The 14,958-nt window shown below is 67.1% G+C and carries 10 protein-coding genes and 1 pseudogene; 4 read left to right on the top strand and 7 right to left on the bottom strand.

Translation table 11 applies throughout. From position 1 onward, the window contains the following. Window positions 1-52 precede the first annotated feature (52 nt). The gene (locus tag FHS44_RS17455; RefSeq protein WP_184715873.1) at window positions 53-721 is read left to right on the top strand and encodes a DedA family protein; all 669 of its coding nucleotides are present in this window, start codon (window positions 53-55) and stop codon (window positions 719-721) included. On the opposite strand, the gene dxs is transcribed toward FHS44_RS17455, so the two are convergent. Beyond that, on the bottom strand, window positions 666-2,600 hold the full coding sequence (gene dxs, locus FHS44_RS17450; RefSeq protein WP_184715871.1) for a 1-deoxy-D-xylulose-5-phosphate synthase: 1,935 nt from the start codon (window positions 2,598-2,600) through the stop codon (window positions 666-668). The genes FHS44_RS17455 and dxs overlap by 56 nt on opposite strands. A 119-nt stretch (window positions 2,601-2,719) precedes the next feature. Between dxs and FHS44_RS17445 the strand changes: the two genes are divergently transcribed. Both FHS44_RS17445 and FHS44_RS17440 read left to right on the top strand, forming a co-directional pair. Beyond that, window positions 2,720-3,652 (top strand): neutral zinc metallopeptidase, encoded by a 933-nt coding sequence (locus FHS44_RS17445; RefSeq protein ID WP_184715869.1) that lies wholly within the window; start codon window positions 2,720-2,722, stop codon window positions 3,650-3,652. Between the two features lie 411 nt (window positions 3,653-4,063). After that, complete coding sequence (locus tag FHS44_RS17440) at window positions 4,064-4,834, top strand: neutral zinc metallopeptidase (RefSeq protein ID WP_184715867.1); 771 nt, start codon at window positions 4,064-4,066, stop codon at window positions 4,832-4,834. Window positions 4,835-5,574: 740 nt separating this feature from the next. Here the strand turns inward: FHS44_RS17440 and FHS44_RS17435 are convergent. After that, on the bottom strand, window positions 5,575-6,324 hold the full coding sequence (locus FHS44_RS17435; RefSeq protein ID WP_184715865.1) for a hypothetical protein: 750 nt from the start codon (window positions 6,322-6,324) through the stop codon (window positions 5,575-5,577). Between the two features lie 197 nt (window positions 6,325-6,521). Between FHS44_RS17435 and FHS44_RS17430 the strand changes: the two are divergent. Beyond that, window positions 6,522-7,284, top strand: a pseudogene (locus FHS44_RS17430) (transposase family protein). Between the two features lie 362 nt (window positions 7,285-7,646). Here FHS44_RS17430 and FHS44_RS17425 read toward each other — a convergent pair. The 5 genes from FHS44_RS17425 to FHS44_RS17405 all read right to left on the bottom strand — a co-directional run bounded on the left by FHS44_RS17425 (window position 7,647) and on the right by FHS44_RS17405 (window position 14,848). Then, entirely contained in the window at window positions 7,647-8,420 is a 774-nt protein-coding gene (locus FHS44_RS17425; RefSeq protein WP_184715863.1) for a M48 family metalloprotease, read from the bottom strand. 383 nt (window positions 8,421-8,803) lie between these two features. Continuing rightward, on the bottom strand, window positions 8,804-11,572 hold the full coding sequence (gene acnA, locus FHS44_RS17420) for an aconitate hydratase AcnA (RefSeq protein ID WP_184715861.1): 2,769 nt from the start codon (window positions 11,570-11,572) through the stop codon (window positions 8,804-8,806). Window positions 11,573-11,767: 195 nt separating this feature from the next. Beyond that, a complete protein-coding gene (locus tag FHS44_RS17415; protein ID WP_184715859.1) occupies window positions 11,768-12,496 on the bottom strand; it encodes a metal-dependent hydrolase in 729 nt (242 codons plus the stop codon). 193 nt (window positions 12,497-12,689) lie between these two features. Next, a complete protein-coding gene (locus FHS44_RS17410; protein WP_184715857.1) occupies window positions 12,690-13,325 on the bottom strand; it encodes a hypothetical protein in 636 nt (211 codons plus the stop codon). A gap of 263 nt (window positions 13,326-13,588) precedes the next feature. Further along, window positions 13,589-14,848: an MFS transporter gene (locus FHS44_RS17405; protein ID WP_184715855.1), complete on the bottom strand. Its 1,260-nt coding sequence runs from the start codon at window positions 14,846-14,848 to the stop codon at window positions 13,589-13,591. Window positions 14,849-14,958 lie beyond the last annotated feature (110 nt).

The raw sequence follows: 14,958 nt of genomic DNA, 5'->3' as shown, positions 1-14,958 counted from the left end.
TCCGGATGTCTCCCTGCCCGTCCAGGGGAAGCATGGGGTCATGCTCTTGGACATGCTGGGCCAGCTGGACCCATTTCTGGTCGGTACGGCGCTGCTGGCACTGCTCGCGCTGGACGGCTCCCTGCTGGTCGGGACCGTGGTCCCCGGGGACGCCGCGATCTTCGTGGCGGGAAGCGCGCTGACCGGCCCCGCCGAGATCGCCGTCGCGGCGCTGGCCGGGGTCGTGGGCTGCTTCCTCGGCTCGACCGGTGGCTGGCTGCTCGGCCGCCGGTACGGCTCACGCGTGCGCCACAGCAGGGCGGGCCGGTGGATCGGCGAACGCCGCTGGAACCGGGCCGAGCGGATCGCCACGAGCGAGGGCGGCGGCCCCGCCCTGGCCGCCTCCTACTTCCTCCCGCTGGTCAACGGGCTGACCCCGGTCCTGGCGGGCAGCCTCGGCGTGCCGTACGGGCGGTTCATCCGCTGGGCGGTCCCCGGCAGCGCCCTGTGGGTGACGACCTACCTGACGCTCGGCTCCGTGGCGGGCACCTTCGCCCGCGAGCACCAGCACCTGCTGGTCCCGATCTCCGCCTGCGCCGCCGTACTGGCCGTCGGTCTCTTCGTGATCGTACGGCGCAGCCGCGCCGCCAGGGCGGCCGTGTCACCGGCCGCCGAGGCGGCGGAGGTCAGCGGGCCGGCTGGTTCTCCAGGTCCGGAGAGCGCCGCGCGACCGTCTCGGTGATCTGCCGGGCGACGTCCTGCGCGGTCAGCCCGATGTCGCCGAGGATCTTCGCCCGCTTCGCGTGGTCGAGGAAACGCTGCGGGATGCCGTGGGTGCGCACCGGGACGTCCACCTCGGCGTCGCGCAGCACCCTGGCCACCGCGTCGCCGACGCCGCCGACCCGGCCGTTGTCCTCGACGACCACGACCAGCTTGTGCGCCGAGGCGGCCTTGACCAGCGCCTCCTCGTCGAGCGGCTTGACCCAGCGCGGATCGACCACGGTCGCCGAGATGCCCTGGGCGTCGAGCAGCGCGGCCGCCTCGACCCCCAGCTCGGCCATCGGGCCGACGCAGACCAGCAGCACGTCGTGGTCGGCGCTGCGCCGTCCGGCGTGCAGCACGTCCATCCTGCCGAGCCGTCCGACCGCCTCGATCTCGGTGGACACCGGCCCCTTGGGGTAGCGGACCACGGTCGGGCCGTCCTCGACCGCGACCGCCTCGGCCAGCAGCTCGCGCAGCCGCGGCTCGTCACGCGGCACCGCGATGGACAGGCCGGGGATGACCTGGAGGATCGACAGGTCCCACATGCCGTTGTGGCTGGCGCCGTCGTCGCCGGTCACGCCCGCCCTGTCGAGCACGACGGTGACCGGGAGGCGGTGCAGGGCGACGTCCATGAGCAACTGGTCGAAGGCGCGGTTGAGGAAGGTCGAGTAGAGCGCGACGACCGGGTGCAGGCCGCCGAGGGCCAGGCCCGCCGCGCTGGTCAGCGCGTGCTGCTCGGCGATGCCGACGTCGTAGAGGCGCTCGGGGTAGGCCTCGGAGAACGGGATCAGGCCGACCGGGCCGAGCATCGCGGCGGTGATGGCCACGAGGTCCTCGCGCTCGGCGGCGAGCCGTACGATCTCCTGGCTGAAGACGTTGGTCCAGCCGTGCGGCTTGGGCTTCTCCTCGCCGGTCAGCGGGTCGAAGGCGCTGGGCGAGTGGAAGCAGTCCTCGTCGTGGTTCTCCGCGAAGGAGTAGCCGAAGCCCTTCTTGGTCAGGACGTGCACGATGACCGGGCGGCGGAAGTCGCGGGCCCTGCGCAGCGCGGCCTCGACGGCCTGCTCGTCGTGGCCGTCGACCAGGCCGATGTACTTCAGGCCGAGGTCCTCGAACATCACCTGCGGGGCCAGGACGTCCTTGATGCCCTTCTTCACGCCGTGCAGCGCGTCGTAGACCGGGGAACCGACCACGGGCACCTTCGCCAGGTTGTCCTTGACGAACTCCAGCATGTCCTCGTAGCGCTGGGTGGTGCGCAGCGAGGCCAGGTGCGAGGCGAGGCCGCCGATGGTCGGCGAGTAGGAACGGCCGTTGTCGTTGACCACGATGATCAACGGCAGGTCCCTGTGCGCCGCGATGTTGTTGAGCGCCTCCCAGGCCATGCCGCCGGTGAGCGCCCCGTCGCCGATCACCGCGACGACCGTGCGGTCGTGCTCCCTGCGCAGCTTGTGGGCCTTGGCCAGGCCGTCGGCGTAGGACAGCGCGGTCGAGGCGTGCGAGTTCTCGATGACGTCGTGCTCGGACTCGGCCTGGCTGGGGTAGCCGGACAGGCCGCCCTCCTGGCGGAGCCTGTCGAAGTCGGCGGCCCTGCCCGTGAGCATCTTGTGGACGTAGGCCTGGTGGCCGGTGTCCCACAGGATGTTGTCACGCGGGGAGTCGAAGACCCGGTGCAGGGCGATCGTCAGCTCGACCACACCGAGGTTGGGGCCCAGGTGACCGCCGCCGCGCGCCGTCGAACTGATCAGTAGATCCCGGATCTCCGCGGCGAGCCGGGGCAACTCGTCCGCCCCCAGCGCCTTGAGGTCCCGTGGCCCCTTGACCGAATCCAGCAGACTGCCAGGCCGCCCGGTCCGCTCACTCACGGAATCATCCCCTCTGTCGGTCAGCGTCAGAGCCGAGTCTAGTTCGCATGGCGGACACCTCCCCCGGAGACGGTGATTCTGCACGTTTTATCCACACTTGCAATACCCTTTGCCTCACCATGCGCACTCCCCCCTTCCGGCAACAACCATCACTCATCACCGCGATCACGACACTCCTCCTGCTCGTGATCGTCGGCACCGTGAGTGCGTGCGCACCCTTCGCCCCCTTCCCCGGCGCCAACCCCGCCACGGCCGCCTCGGCGACCACGAACCTCGACACCCCGGCGGCCGACTCCCCCGCCGCTTCTCCGTCTCCCACCCCGGGTGGTGCGCGGCGTGAGCCGCCCGTCGGGCGTGCCGCCGCCACGACCAGCCCCCTCTACCGGGTGCGCGGCACCCTGCCGCCCTCACGCTGCGCCGCCGGAGGGATCCAGGAGGGAAGCGCCTCCTCCTACCGGCAGTTCATGACCCGCATCACCCGCTGCCTCGACCGGATGTGGCGGGCACGGCTCACCGCCGCCGGGCTCCCCTTCTCCCGGCCGTCCCTGCGCTTCACCACCACGACCAGGGTGAGCAGCCCGTGTGGCAGGTGGCCGGCCAAGGCCGCGGGGTTCTACTGCTCGACGAACCGCACGATCTACATCGGCATCCTCCGCGACGCGCTGCGCAACCCCTACCCGATCAACCACGCGCAGTTCATGGCCCACGAGTACGGTCACCATGTGCAGAAGCTCATGGGCGTCATGGACTACTACGGCAGGAGCGTCTGGAACGCCGGGCCCTCGACCAAGCTCGCCTTCTCCCGCCGCCTGGAGCTGCAGGCCGACTGCCTGGGCTCCGCCTTCCTCCGGCAGGTCTCCACGGACCTGGCCGTTGAGCGGGCCGACTGGGACTCGATCATCGAGTGGGTCACGGTCAACGGCCACAAGAACTGGCTCAGGAACGACCACGGCAGGGGCCGCAGCCAGGCCTACTGGATGCAGCGCGGCTTCACCGTAGGCTCCCCCTCGGCCTGCAACACCTGGACGGCCCCGGCGAACCGGGTCTCCTGAGCGGGCTGAACCCCTTCGTGCCGGGCCTGTTGAACAACTTCCTCCTGAACGCGTGCCCGTCCGGGCTGAACACCCCCGCAAACACGGTCCTCCTGACGCTCTTCCTTGGGCACCTCCTTTCTTGGGCTCTTCTGGCACTTTCAGGATTTTTCGTCTTTCATCCTTCTTTTTCGGATTTTTTCGGTTGTCCCTTATCTCGCCTTTCAGCCATCTCTAAGTCGTCCCCGGGTTGTCTTCCAGCCGCGGCAGCCCACCGGGGCGCCCGGTCAATCTTGGTCGGCCCAGGTCGCCTTCCCTACCACCTTCAGCCCCAACGTCCGATAGTTACTGCTTTCCTCCACGCCGTTGACCATACCCACCCGGGGCATTTCGCTTTACCCTCCCCCTTTACCTCCATTAAGGTTCGGGAACATGCGTATCCCCGCCATCCCCCTTATTTCCGGTGTGCTGGCGAGCCTCCTGTTCGCCGGTACGGCCGACGCGGGCACCCTCGCGCAGGCCGCCGCGAGCAAGGACCCCACGAAGAGCAACCGGATCTACAACAGCGGGCAGCTCAGGATCAAGTCGTGTGACGAGCAGCCGACCCAGCCCGACGACCTCGACGCCGCCCGCGTTGACCTGGAGTTCCTGCTCGACTGCCTGAACACCGGCTGGGGAAACCATCTCACCGAGGCGAACTTCGCCTTCTCCAAGCCCAAGCTCGTCACGACCACTCGGACGAACCTGGAGACCGGCTGCGGCAGATATCCCAAGACCGCCCAGGCCGTCTACTGCCCGAACAACCAGCGGATCACCTTCCTGCTCAACCCGAGCATCCTCTCGAAGCAGACGGAACTGCTCCTGTTCGCGACGATCGCCCACGAGTACGGCCACCACGTGCAGCAGCTCACCGGGATCATGTCGTCGTATCTCAACCGCAAGTACAGGAGCAAGGCGGCGAAGCTCGACGCGACCCGCAGGATAGAGCTCCAGGCCGAATGCCTCAGCGGCGCCTTCATCGGCAGCGTCTGGATGTCCCTGGGCCGCCGCAAAAGCGCCCTGAACTACATGATCAAGGTCTCCATCGGCAACTCCACCCACGGCAAACACGCCAACATCAACTACTGGATCCGCCGAGGCTTCGCCGCCGACTCCCCCGATGCCTGCAACACCTTCACCGCCCCGGCCTCCAAGGTCGCCTGACGCCGTTCTTTTCGGGAAGCATCGTCTTGCTGGGCCTGGACAAAGGACTTCACCAGGTCCTGATGGGCCGGATCCTCCCGGGCCCTTTGGAAGGACAGCGAGAAAGCGTACAACTCCCTTCCATAACATCCGACATTCGTGTGCCCTGCCCTCGCCGGGCCAGGGCGTGGGCCTAGTCGTGATCAAGGAGCTGCTCGGCCACGCCCACATCTCCATCACCGCCGACCCAGTTGTCCAGTCTCATCGGACCCAAGGCATGTCGCACCGATCGTGAGGCATTCGGTCGGATGCCTCAGATGCGTGAGACGGCATGCCCCTGGCCAGGTTCAACCGACAGGAGTCGGAATCGAAAGGAGGATCTGCCTCATGATCGATGAGACGCCTCAGATTCCCCGCGTCTCATCCAATCTGAGGCACCGCAGCCCAGCGCCATCCCGTACCTCAAGTTCAACGAGACAGGACACCAGTAGAAGAAGTGGTGCAGAAGACAGTGAGCGTGGCGCGCCTCAGCGAAGGTGGCACATCGCCAGGTCGCGTTATCGCGCCGTGAACCAGAACGCTAGCCGGTCAACACCGCCCTCGCCCTCCCATTCGGTCAGTACGGCGTGTTCGCCGGATTTGGCGGCTAGGGCGCGTAGCGCGATGTCGTACGCCCGCCTGGTGTTGAGGTTGGTGATTGTGGCCAGGAACGCCGAGATTGAGGCTTCAGCGCGAGCTGCCCTTCGCCAACAATGATCATTTTAAGCGTATTCACTCCTGTAGAGGCCAGTCTCTACTACTTCACGATATGCGGAATTGATTATCGAATCCAAGTCAGATTCGATAATCCAGGACGGACAAGTCACGGCAAGAAGTTGAGCGACCTTGAGCCGAACCAACGAGTCGCCCTCCAGCAGAAACCTTTCCGCGAATTTTCTCGCCTCTTCCGCCTCCCCCTCCCTTTCGGACCTTATCAAAGAAGAAACCAACGCTGCGGAGGCATCGGCGCGCAGTATCGGGTCACTCTCTTCGCGCAGAATCTTCAGTAGAAAAGGAACGATGGCATCGGAAGGTGCGGCATCTCCCAGAATCTCTATACTTGACCCTCTGAGATTGACATTTGAGTCATTAATAAGGGACCAGGGGATATGAAGCCCGTCCTCAATGGCTTTCCGGCAGGAATCAATAATCTTGCCCCCCTCTAACCTCCGATAAAACAGGCCATCGACGGCGGCAACAGCGTCTACGAACTGGATCGCGAAATGCCGCCATTCAAAATCCTCGACGCCAGCAATTCGCCACATGACTCTCACAGCAGGGGCGGTAGCTTCGACAACCTCCTCGCCCGCGTAGCAGACCCTCTCCGCCAGGGAACCGACTGCTCTGGCTGCCCCCTCATCGCTGGAAGCCGAAAAAAATTCTCTAAATATCACCGGGAGATCGCTCGCATTCCCTTGATCGTGATGGAGGGTTTCCCAGTCAAAGTCACCGAGTCTAAGTATATCTAGCATCGTGCATTCCATTCGGAATAATCAGTAGCCAACATCGAGATTGTCCAGCATAGGCATGCACTTACTGAGCCTTTTTCAACTTGAAGGCGCAGGTCATGGGCGCGGTGCGCAGTGCGACATCTGATCGACAAAGAAAGAAGCCCCTAGTAGAAGGGTTGTCGACCAAGATCAACCTATGCACCAGAGGTTCCGAGTCGTTGTTCTACCGTGCCGCGCTGTCATTGTCACATCAGATACTGTCCTACCTATCTGGCCTCATCCGCCGCCACCGTCAGGTGATCGGTTCGCCCTGGCGCCGTCTCGACCCCGGACGCCAAGCCCTGCTCGTTCTCGTTCACCTGCGCGAAGGAGAGACCCTCGCCGAGATCGCGGCCGGTTTCGGAGTCGGCGTGGCCACCGCCTGGTGCCACATCCGTGAGGCGATCACCCTGCTCGCCCGTCGATCGCCGACCTTGAACCAAGCCCCTGCGGGCCGCCAAACGCTCCGGATGCGCCTTTGTCGTCCTGGACGGCACCCTCATCCCGATCGACCGAGTGGCCGCCGACCGGTCCTACTACTCCGGCGAACACCGCCGCCACGGGACGAACATCCAGGTCCTGGCCGCACCGGACGGCACCCTGCTGTGGACCTCCGGCTCGCTACCGGGGTCGGCACACGACCTGACGGCCGCCCGGATCTGGGGCATCCCGCACCGCTTGAAGACCACCGGTCTGATCACCCTCGCCGACAAGGGCTACATCGGTGCCGGTGAACACGTCCGCGTGCCGTACAAGGGCAGGAACAAGCCCACCTCGCAGAAGGACGCCAACCCCGCCCACGCCAGGCTTCGTGGCCCCGGCGAGCGAGCGAACGCGCAGTTGAAGGCCTGGCGCATCCTGCGCAAGCTCCACTGCTGCCCTCTTCGCGCAGGACAACTCGTCAAAGCGATCCTCACGCTTCAACTCCGCGAAGCAAGATGAAAAAGGCTCAGTCAACGCACCACTCCAGCCCCAAACCCCTAGTGGGGCCGCATCAGCGCCTGGAGCACAAATCAGCACAAACGATCAAAATATAGACATAGATCATCGAGGAAAACAAGGCCTACGAGAGGAAAAACAGGCGAAGAACCAGAGGACGACAGAAGCGCTCAGAATTCACACAAACGATCACTCAGGGTAGCGACCAATCCCCTGAGCATCGAAATGCAACCTACATTTCGCCCATCCGCAAACAGCAAAACAGGAAACGTTTCAGCGACAATCCCCAGCGCATTCCAACGGCTTCGTACAGTGATGGACTCCGACTTCAGGAACGGAGTTATGGCCTGCGCGGTGCTGTCCGATCATTCGCGGGTCAGCGACCTCAGGTTGTCCATTCTTCGGGTCAGTGAAGAGTGAGGAGCCACCAGGCCGAGGGCGGGGAGGCGGAGGGGGTACGGATCCGCGTCGAGAGGCGTGTGGACCTTCGCGAGGGTGGAGGCGAGCAGGGCGGGGTGGCCGAGTTGTACGGCGGCGCCTCGGTCGGCGGCCAGTTCTCGGTAGCGGCTGAGGGGGCGTAGCGGAAGCTGGGCCAGGGCGATGAGGGTGCCGGCGACCACGATGGGCAGTCCCGTCTCGAAAAGTTCGCCGAGGCCGCGGCCCGCCCAGGCGAGCACGATGGCGAACGAGCCCGCCAGCGTCGCCACCGCGACGTCACGGTGGCGGATGTGCGCGAGTTCGTGGGCGAGCGCCGCGGTGAGTTCGTCGGGTTCCAGGGCGCGTAGCAGCCCGCTGGTGACGATCAGGGTGGTGTGCCTGCGGGAGCGGCCGACGGTGAAGGCGTTGGGGACGGGGTCGAGGCTGACGGCGACGCGAGGCTTGGGCAGGGCGCTGAGCGCGCAGAGCCGGTCGAGCGCCGCGTGCAGCTCGGGTTCGCGCTCCGCGTCGACGAACCTGGTCCCCGCGACCCGCCGGGCGAGCCGCTCGGTGCCCAACCACTGCAATGCGACGGTCAGTACGGCCAGGCCGACGACGACGGGCGAGGGGACCCCGGCCAGCAGGGCGACGGTCACCGGGATCGCGTAGACCGCGCCGAGCAGCACCATCGCGATGAGCATCCGAATGTACAGGCCGCGCATGCCTCTCCTTCCAGCCACGTCGACGTAGCCGGAAGGTCTCCCCTGGTCCGCGCGGACCCTGCCTGACCGGGCGCAGGCCGTACTGACGACCAGGCAGCGTGAGGGTACTCCCCTTCCCCGTTGAGGAGATTGTCCCGATGATCCGCCTTCGAGACAACTCCCCATCCTGATGAACAGCCCATCAGAACGCTCGAGAACAACCCTAGGGAACCCCCAAGGCCCCAAGAACTGCCCCCGAAGAACGCCTCCAAAGGGCAACGGCCCCCAGGACAAAAGCCCTCAAGAACAACCAAGGCCCCGGGAACGGGCTCCCAAGGACAACGGTCCCCAAGAACGCCGAAGCGGGCGAGACCCCGGAAGGTCTCGCCCGCTCGAACACGTGCCTACTTGGCCAGCAGGGAGCGCAGGACGTACTGCATGATGCCGCCGTGACGGTAGTAGTCGGCCTCTCCCGGCGTGTCGATGCGCACGACCGCCTGGAACTCCTTGCCGTCCGCCCTGACCGTCACCGTCCGCGGGATGCCGCCGCCGTTGAGCTCCTCGACCCCCACGAAATCGAAGGTCTCCTCACCGGTCAGGCCCAGCGAGTCGACCGTCTCACCCTCGGGGAACTGCAGCGGCAGCACGCCCATGCCGATGAGGTTGGAGCGGTGGATGCGCTCGTAGGACTCGGCGATGACGGCGCGGACGCCGAGCAGCGCGGTGCCCTTGGCCGCCCAGTCACGCGAGGAGCCGGAGCCGTACTCCTTGCCCGCCAGGACGACGAGCGGGATGCCCAGGGCCTGGTAGTTGACCGAGGCGTCGTAGATGAAGGACTGCGGCCCGCCCTCGACGGTGAAGTCGCGGGTGTAGCCGCCCTCGACGCCGTCGAGCAGCAGGTTCTTCAGCCGGATGTTGGCGAAGGTGCCGCGGATCATCACCTCGTGGTTGCCGCGGCGGGAGCCGTAGGAGTTGAAGTCCTTGACCTCGACGCCGTTGGCCTTGAGATAGTCGGCGGCCGGGGTGCCGACCTTGATGGAGCCCGCCGGGGAGATGTGGTCGGTGGTGACCGAGTCGCCCAGCTTGGCCAGGACCCTGGCGCCCGTGATGTCGTTGACGGGGTCCGGCTCCTGCGGCATGCCGTCGAAGTAGGGGGCCTTGCGGACGTAGGTCGAGGCCGGGTCCCACTCGAAGGTGTTACCGGTCGGGATCGGCAGCGACTGCCAGGTCTCGTCGCCCTTGAACACGTCGGCGTAGTCGCGCAGGAACATGTCCTGGTCGATGGAGGAGGCCACGACCGCGGAGACCTCCTCGGGCGAGGGCCAGATGTCGGCGAGGAAGACGGGCTTCCCGTCGAGGCCGGTGCCCAGCGGCTCGTTGTTCAGGTCGATGTCCATGGTGCCCGCGAGGGCGTAGGCGACGACCAGCGGCGGCGAGGCCAGGTAGTTCATCTTGACGTCGGGGTTGATGCGCCCCTCGAAGTTGCGGTTGCCGGACAGCACCGCGGTGACCGCCAGGTCGTTGGCCTGGATGGCGGCGGAGATCTCCTCCTGCAGCGGACCGGAGTTGCCGATACAGGTGGTGCAGCCGTAGCCGACCAGGTTGAACCCGATCTTGTCGAGGTACGGCTGCAGCCCCGAGCGCTCGAAGTAGCCGGTCACGACCTGGGAACCGGGGGCCAGGGAGGTCTTCACCCACGGCTTGCGGGTCAGACCCTTGTCCACCGCGTTCTTCGCCAGCAGGGCGGCGCCCATCATGACGTACGGGTTGGAGGTGTTGGTGCAGCTGGTGATGGCCGCGATCGTGACGACGCCGTGGTCGATCTCGAAGCTCGTGCCGTCGGCCAGGGTGACCTGGACGGGCCGGTACGGACGGTCGCCGTTGAGCCCGGCGGCGTGCGGCTTGTCGCCGTTGCCGTCGTGGCCGACCGCCGGGGAGTCGGAGGCGGGGAAGGACTCGGCGGAGGCCTCGTCGACCGGCCCCTGGATGCTGGGCGCGTAGTCCTTGACGGCCGCCCGCCAGGCCCGCTTGGCGTCGGACAGCGCGATGCGGTCCTGCGGACGCTTGGGACCGGCGATCGACGGGACGACCGTGGCCAGGTCGAGCTCGATGTACTCGGAGAAGACGGGCTCGGGCGCGGACGGGTCGAGCCACAGGCCCTGGGCCTTGGCGTAGGCCTCGACCAGCGCGACCTGCTCCTCGGAGCGGCCGGTGAGGCGCAGGTAGTTGACCGTCTCACCGTCGATCGGGAAGATGGCGCAGGTCGAGCCGAACTCGGGGCTCATGTTGCCGATGGTGGCGCGGTTGGCCAGCGGCACGCTGGAGACGCCCTCGCCGTAGAACTCGACGAACTTGCCGACGACGCCGTGCTTGCGCAGGATCTCGGTGATCGTGAGGACCAGGTCGGTCGCGGTGGCGCCCGCGGGGAGCTTGCCGGTGAGCTTGAAGCCGACCACGCGCGGGATGAGCATGGAGATCGGCTGGCCGAGCATCGCGGCCTCGGCCTCGATGCCGCCGACGCCCCAGCCCAGGACGCCGATGCCGTTCTCCATGGTGGTGTGGGAGTCGGTGCCGACGCAGGTGTCCGGGTAGGCCTTGCCATCGCGGATCATCACGACGCGGGCGAGGTGCTCGATGTTCACCTGGTGCACGATGCCGGTGCCCGGCGGGACGACCTTGAACTCGTCGAAGGCCGTCTGGCCCCAGCGCAGGAACTGGTAGCGCTCGCGGTTGCGCTCGTACTCCCTGTCCACGTTGCGCTGGAAGGAGTCGGGGCCGCCGAAGAAGTCGACGATCACGGAGTGGTCGATGACCATCTCGGCGGGGGCCAGCGGGTTGATCCTCGCGGCGTCGCCACCGAGGTCGCGGACGGCCTCGCGCATGGTGGCCAGGTCCACGACGCAGGGCACACCGGTGAAGTCCTGCATGATCACACGGGCCGGGGTGAACTGGATCTCCACGCTGGGCGCGGCGTTCGGGTCCCACTGGCCGAGAGCCTGGATGTGGTCGGCGGTGATGTTGGCGCCGTCCTCGGTGCGGAGCAGGTTCTCCAAGAGGATCTTCAGGCTGTACGGGAGGCGCCCCGACCCCTCGACGGCGTCCAGCCGGTAGATCTCGTATTCCGCGTCTCCGACGCGGAGCGTGTCACGGCTGCCGAAGCTGTTCGCGGACACGGTTCGCCTCCCTATGTCACCCTGTGTTGTCTGAAGCACCCACACGAAAAGGGCGCAACTGAATCCTGCCGCACCGCCGGATCGCCTCATTCGGTTAGGTATGCCTAACCGGTAGACCGTCCACAGGTTGCAGCGGTTGTCTCGATATCAAGATATATGGGCATGTATCTCGATATCAAGTTACCCATGGGTAAGTCAGAGCTGGACGAGACGGAAGTAGAGCAGCCCGAGAACGACCACGGACAGCACCGGGGCCAGAAACTTCTGCTCGAAGGCCCGCCCCGTCTTGATGCCTATCTTCCAGGGCAGCAGCCAGCGCTGACGCATCGGCCACAGCACAGGACAGCCCTGTTCGGTACAGCAGTCTCCCACGACGTGCACCAGGCAGCCGACCGCGACGGCCACCCCCAGCCAGGCGTATCCCACGTTCTCGTTGTGGAAGACCGCGAACAGCCCGAAGGTCAGGCCGATGTTGACCATCGCGGAGGCGACCTTCTTGCCCGGCACGCCGATGCCGATGGCCCGCAGCGCCAGGCCGATGAGCAGCACGACGAGGACGTCCCTGCCGATCGGATAGGTGTTGGCCAGGTAGTGCGCCCCGAACCCGACGGCGATCGCGAACAGCAGCGAGTGGGTCGCGTGCCGGTGCCCCCCGCTCAACCACGAGACGGCCTTGCTCAGCCCCCAGGTGATCGGGCCGAAGGTCTGGGCGATCGTCGCGCTCGGATGGTCCAGGTCCGGCAGCATCGCGGCCCCCGCGCAGATCAGCGTCCCGGCGATGAACTCCGCGGGACTGAGCGCGTGCACCATGACGCCGGTCTCGATGAACCTGGAAGACTCGGTGAGCAGCGGCAGGGCCGCCAGCGTCGGCGCCACTCCCAGCCACGCCACCGCCCCCGTCAGCGCGTGCGTGTGCCCCATCATCGGCCAAACACTCCCATCAAGATCACTTTGGTCGACTGTACGGCAAAGCCCACCCCAAGCGGAGGATCTATCATCCTCCACCGTCGGCGTGTCGGCCGTATGTGTCCGACGGGAAACCTACTCATGACGAAGCCCGGGGGAGCGCCTTCCAGCCGCTCCCCCGGGCCATTCACATGAAGTCAGCGCGCCGACGTCAGCCGGCCGTCCAGGGCTCCCTCTGCCGCGCCCGGCGCGAACCCTCCCACGGAGGCCGTACGGCACGCCGCTCCCGCGTCATCCCGTCACCCCGCTCGTATCCGCGTCCACGGAACCGCCCGCCACTCCAGGACCGGTCGTCGTTCCAGGATCGCCCGCCGTACCGAGACCGGTTGTCGTTCCAGAACCGGCCGTCACGCGAGAAGCGGTCGTCCCCACGACCACCCGACCGCCCGTAGCCCCGGCCTCGGCCGTCGGAGCGCTCGAACGTCCACCTCCTGGAGGCCCGCCCGTCACGCCCGCCGTACACGCCGTCCCCGAAGAAACCCCGCCCGCCTCCGGTGCGCGGGGTGTTCCGGTCCGCCGAGCGTCTCGACCAGCCGGAGCGCCAGTTGTCGGCCCACTCGGTGCCCGCCGAGCGCCTGTTCCCCCGGCCCCAGTGCCAGCCGCGTCGCCCGTTGCCCTGATTCGCCCGCCGGGTGGTCCACCTTCCGGCGTGCTTGCCCGCCGACGGCCCCTGCCGCTTGACCGTCCAGCTCGTCGATCTGTCGTGTCCCGGCTTCGAGTGCTGCACGGCTCCCACGGCCGCGGTCCCCACGAGCACGGCCATCAGTCCGGCGCGCATCATGCTCATCCGGGTTCTCCCCCCTGGTCCGTTCGATCTTCAGGGGGCAGATCTCCAGGACGGTTCTACCCGGGGCCCGGGAGCGGCTAACAGCGGCCGTCCCCCGCACAACGAGAGGCGGCCCGCGGGAAGATTTCCCGCGGGCCGCCTCGATACTCCACAAACGACAGACGGGACCGTTCCGTGCCGAAAGCACCCCCCAGCCCTTCCGGCGCGGAACGAATCCCGTCTATGTCCTTTGTAACGTGCAGGTCTCAGGAGTTGTTCCAATTTCAGCCGGGAATTACGTGATCTATCTCACTTTCTCGTCGCGCGAGGGTTAGCTCACTCTCGGTGACGGTCAGCAGGAAGGGCACAACCGGCAGCAGGGCCAGTACGGCGAAGCCCGCGAAGGCGGCTCTCACCCCCACCAGTTCGGCGAGCACCCCGGCCAGTCCGGCACCGATGGGCAGGGTTCCCCAGCTCAGCAGGCGTGAGGCGGCCGAGTAGCGTCCCAGCAGGTGGTCGGGGACGATCAACTGCGCCAGGGTGCGGCTGTTGACCGTCCAGAGCGTGCCGCCCATGCCGCCCGCGAACGCGGCCACGCCGACCGCCCAGGCCTGGGGGAAGACCGCGGGGACGATCATCATCAGGATCGTGCCGACGAGGTCGGCGAACAGCGCCCACCGCACGCCGAGCAGGCGGTTGATCGGAGCGGTGAGCACCGCGCCGGCCAGGCCGCCGACCCCGATCGAGCCGAGCAGCAGGCCGTACGCGGCGGGGTCGAGACCGAGGGTCCGCACGGCGTAGGTGGGCAGCAGGGCCAGCCAGGCACTCCAGCAGGCCACGAGCACCGCGATGGTCAGCGACATCGTGCGCAGCAGGCGGTGCCGCCACAGGAAGCCGAGCCCCTCGGCCATCTCCTCCCGCACCCGGCTGGGTCGCATGGCCGTACCGGCCGGGCGGGTGACGCGGAAGCGGCCCGCGAGCAGGGCGAGCAGTACGGCGCCGAGCGCGAAGGCCGCGGCGGAGGAGCCGAGGGCGAAGGCGGCGCCGACGCCGACCAGCAGGCCGCCGACGGCGGGTCCCGCGAACTCGTTCGCGACGGTCTCCGCGCCCGCGATCCAGGCGTTGGCCCGGCCGAGCCGTTGCCTGGGCACCGCGGCGGGGACCAGGGCGCCGACCGCGGAGTTCGCGACGACCTCGGCCAGGCCGATGAGGACGCCCGACAGGTAGAGCAGCGGCAGGGTCAGCGCCTCCGCCCCGATGGCGGCCAGCAGGGCGAGGGCGACCGCGAGCCTGACCAGGTTGGCCAGGGCGGCCAGGCGTCTGCGGTCGCCCCGGTCGACGAGGACGCCCACGTGGAGGGAGGCGAACAGCCAGGGCAGCGTCAGGGTCAGGCCGACCCCGGCGACCAGGCCGGGTGAGTCGGTCAGCTCGACGGCGAGCAGGGGCAGCGCGATCTTGGCCACCCCGTCGGCGAGGTTGGTCGCGACGGTGAAACCGACGAGCACCGCCTCGTTGCGCCGCGGCGCCCGTTCCACGTGAACCATCGCTAGCTAACCTCCAAAACGATTTAGATGGTTACAGCATAATGCCATATCGAAGGGTTGCTCTTAGAACGCTCTCGATATATCTTTGACGCATCAAGAGCGGTCGAAAG

This window comes from Streptosporangium saharense, from assembly GCF_014203715.1.
In the GTDB taxonomy this organism is placed as follows: Bacteria; Actinomycetota; Actinomycetes; order Streptosporangiales; family Streptosporangiaceae; genus Streptosporangium; species Streptosporangium saharense.
This window is presented reverse-complemented; position numbering and strand designations above follow the sequence as displayed.

Coding starts and splice junctions, on each gene's coding strand:
- FHS44_RS17455 (WP_184715873.1), top strand. CDS start 53: ATGCTGGGCCAGCTGGACCCATTTCTGGTCGGTACGGCGCTGCTGGCA.
- FHS44_RS17445 (WP_184715869.1), top strand. CDS start 2,720: ATGCGCACTCCCCCCTTCCGGCAACAACCATCACTCATCACCGCGATC.
- FHS44_RS17440 (WP_184715867.1), top strand. CDS start 4,064: ATGCGTATCCCCGCCATCCCCCTTATTTCCGGTGTGCTGGCGAGCCTC.
- FHS44_RS17435 (WP_184715865.1), bottom strand. CDS start 6,324: ATGCTAGATATACTTAGACTCGGTGACTTTGACTGGGAAACCCTCCAT.
- FHS44_RS17425 (WP_184715863.1), bottom strand. CDS start 8,420: ATGCGCGGCCTGTACATTCGGATGCTCATCGCGATGGTGCTGCTCGGC.
- FHS44_RS17415 (WP_184715859.1), bottom strand. CDS start 12,496: ATGATGGGGCACACGCACGCGCTGACGGGGGCGGTGGCGTGGCTGGGA.
- FHS44_RS17410 (WP_184715857.1), bottom strand. CDS start 13,325: ATGAGCATGATGCGCGCCGGACTGATGGCCGTGCTCGTGGGGACCGCG.
- FHS44_RS17405 (WP_184715855.1), bottom strand. CDS start 14,848: ATGGTTCACGTGGAACGGGCGCCGCGGCGCAACGAGGCGGTGCTCGTC.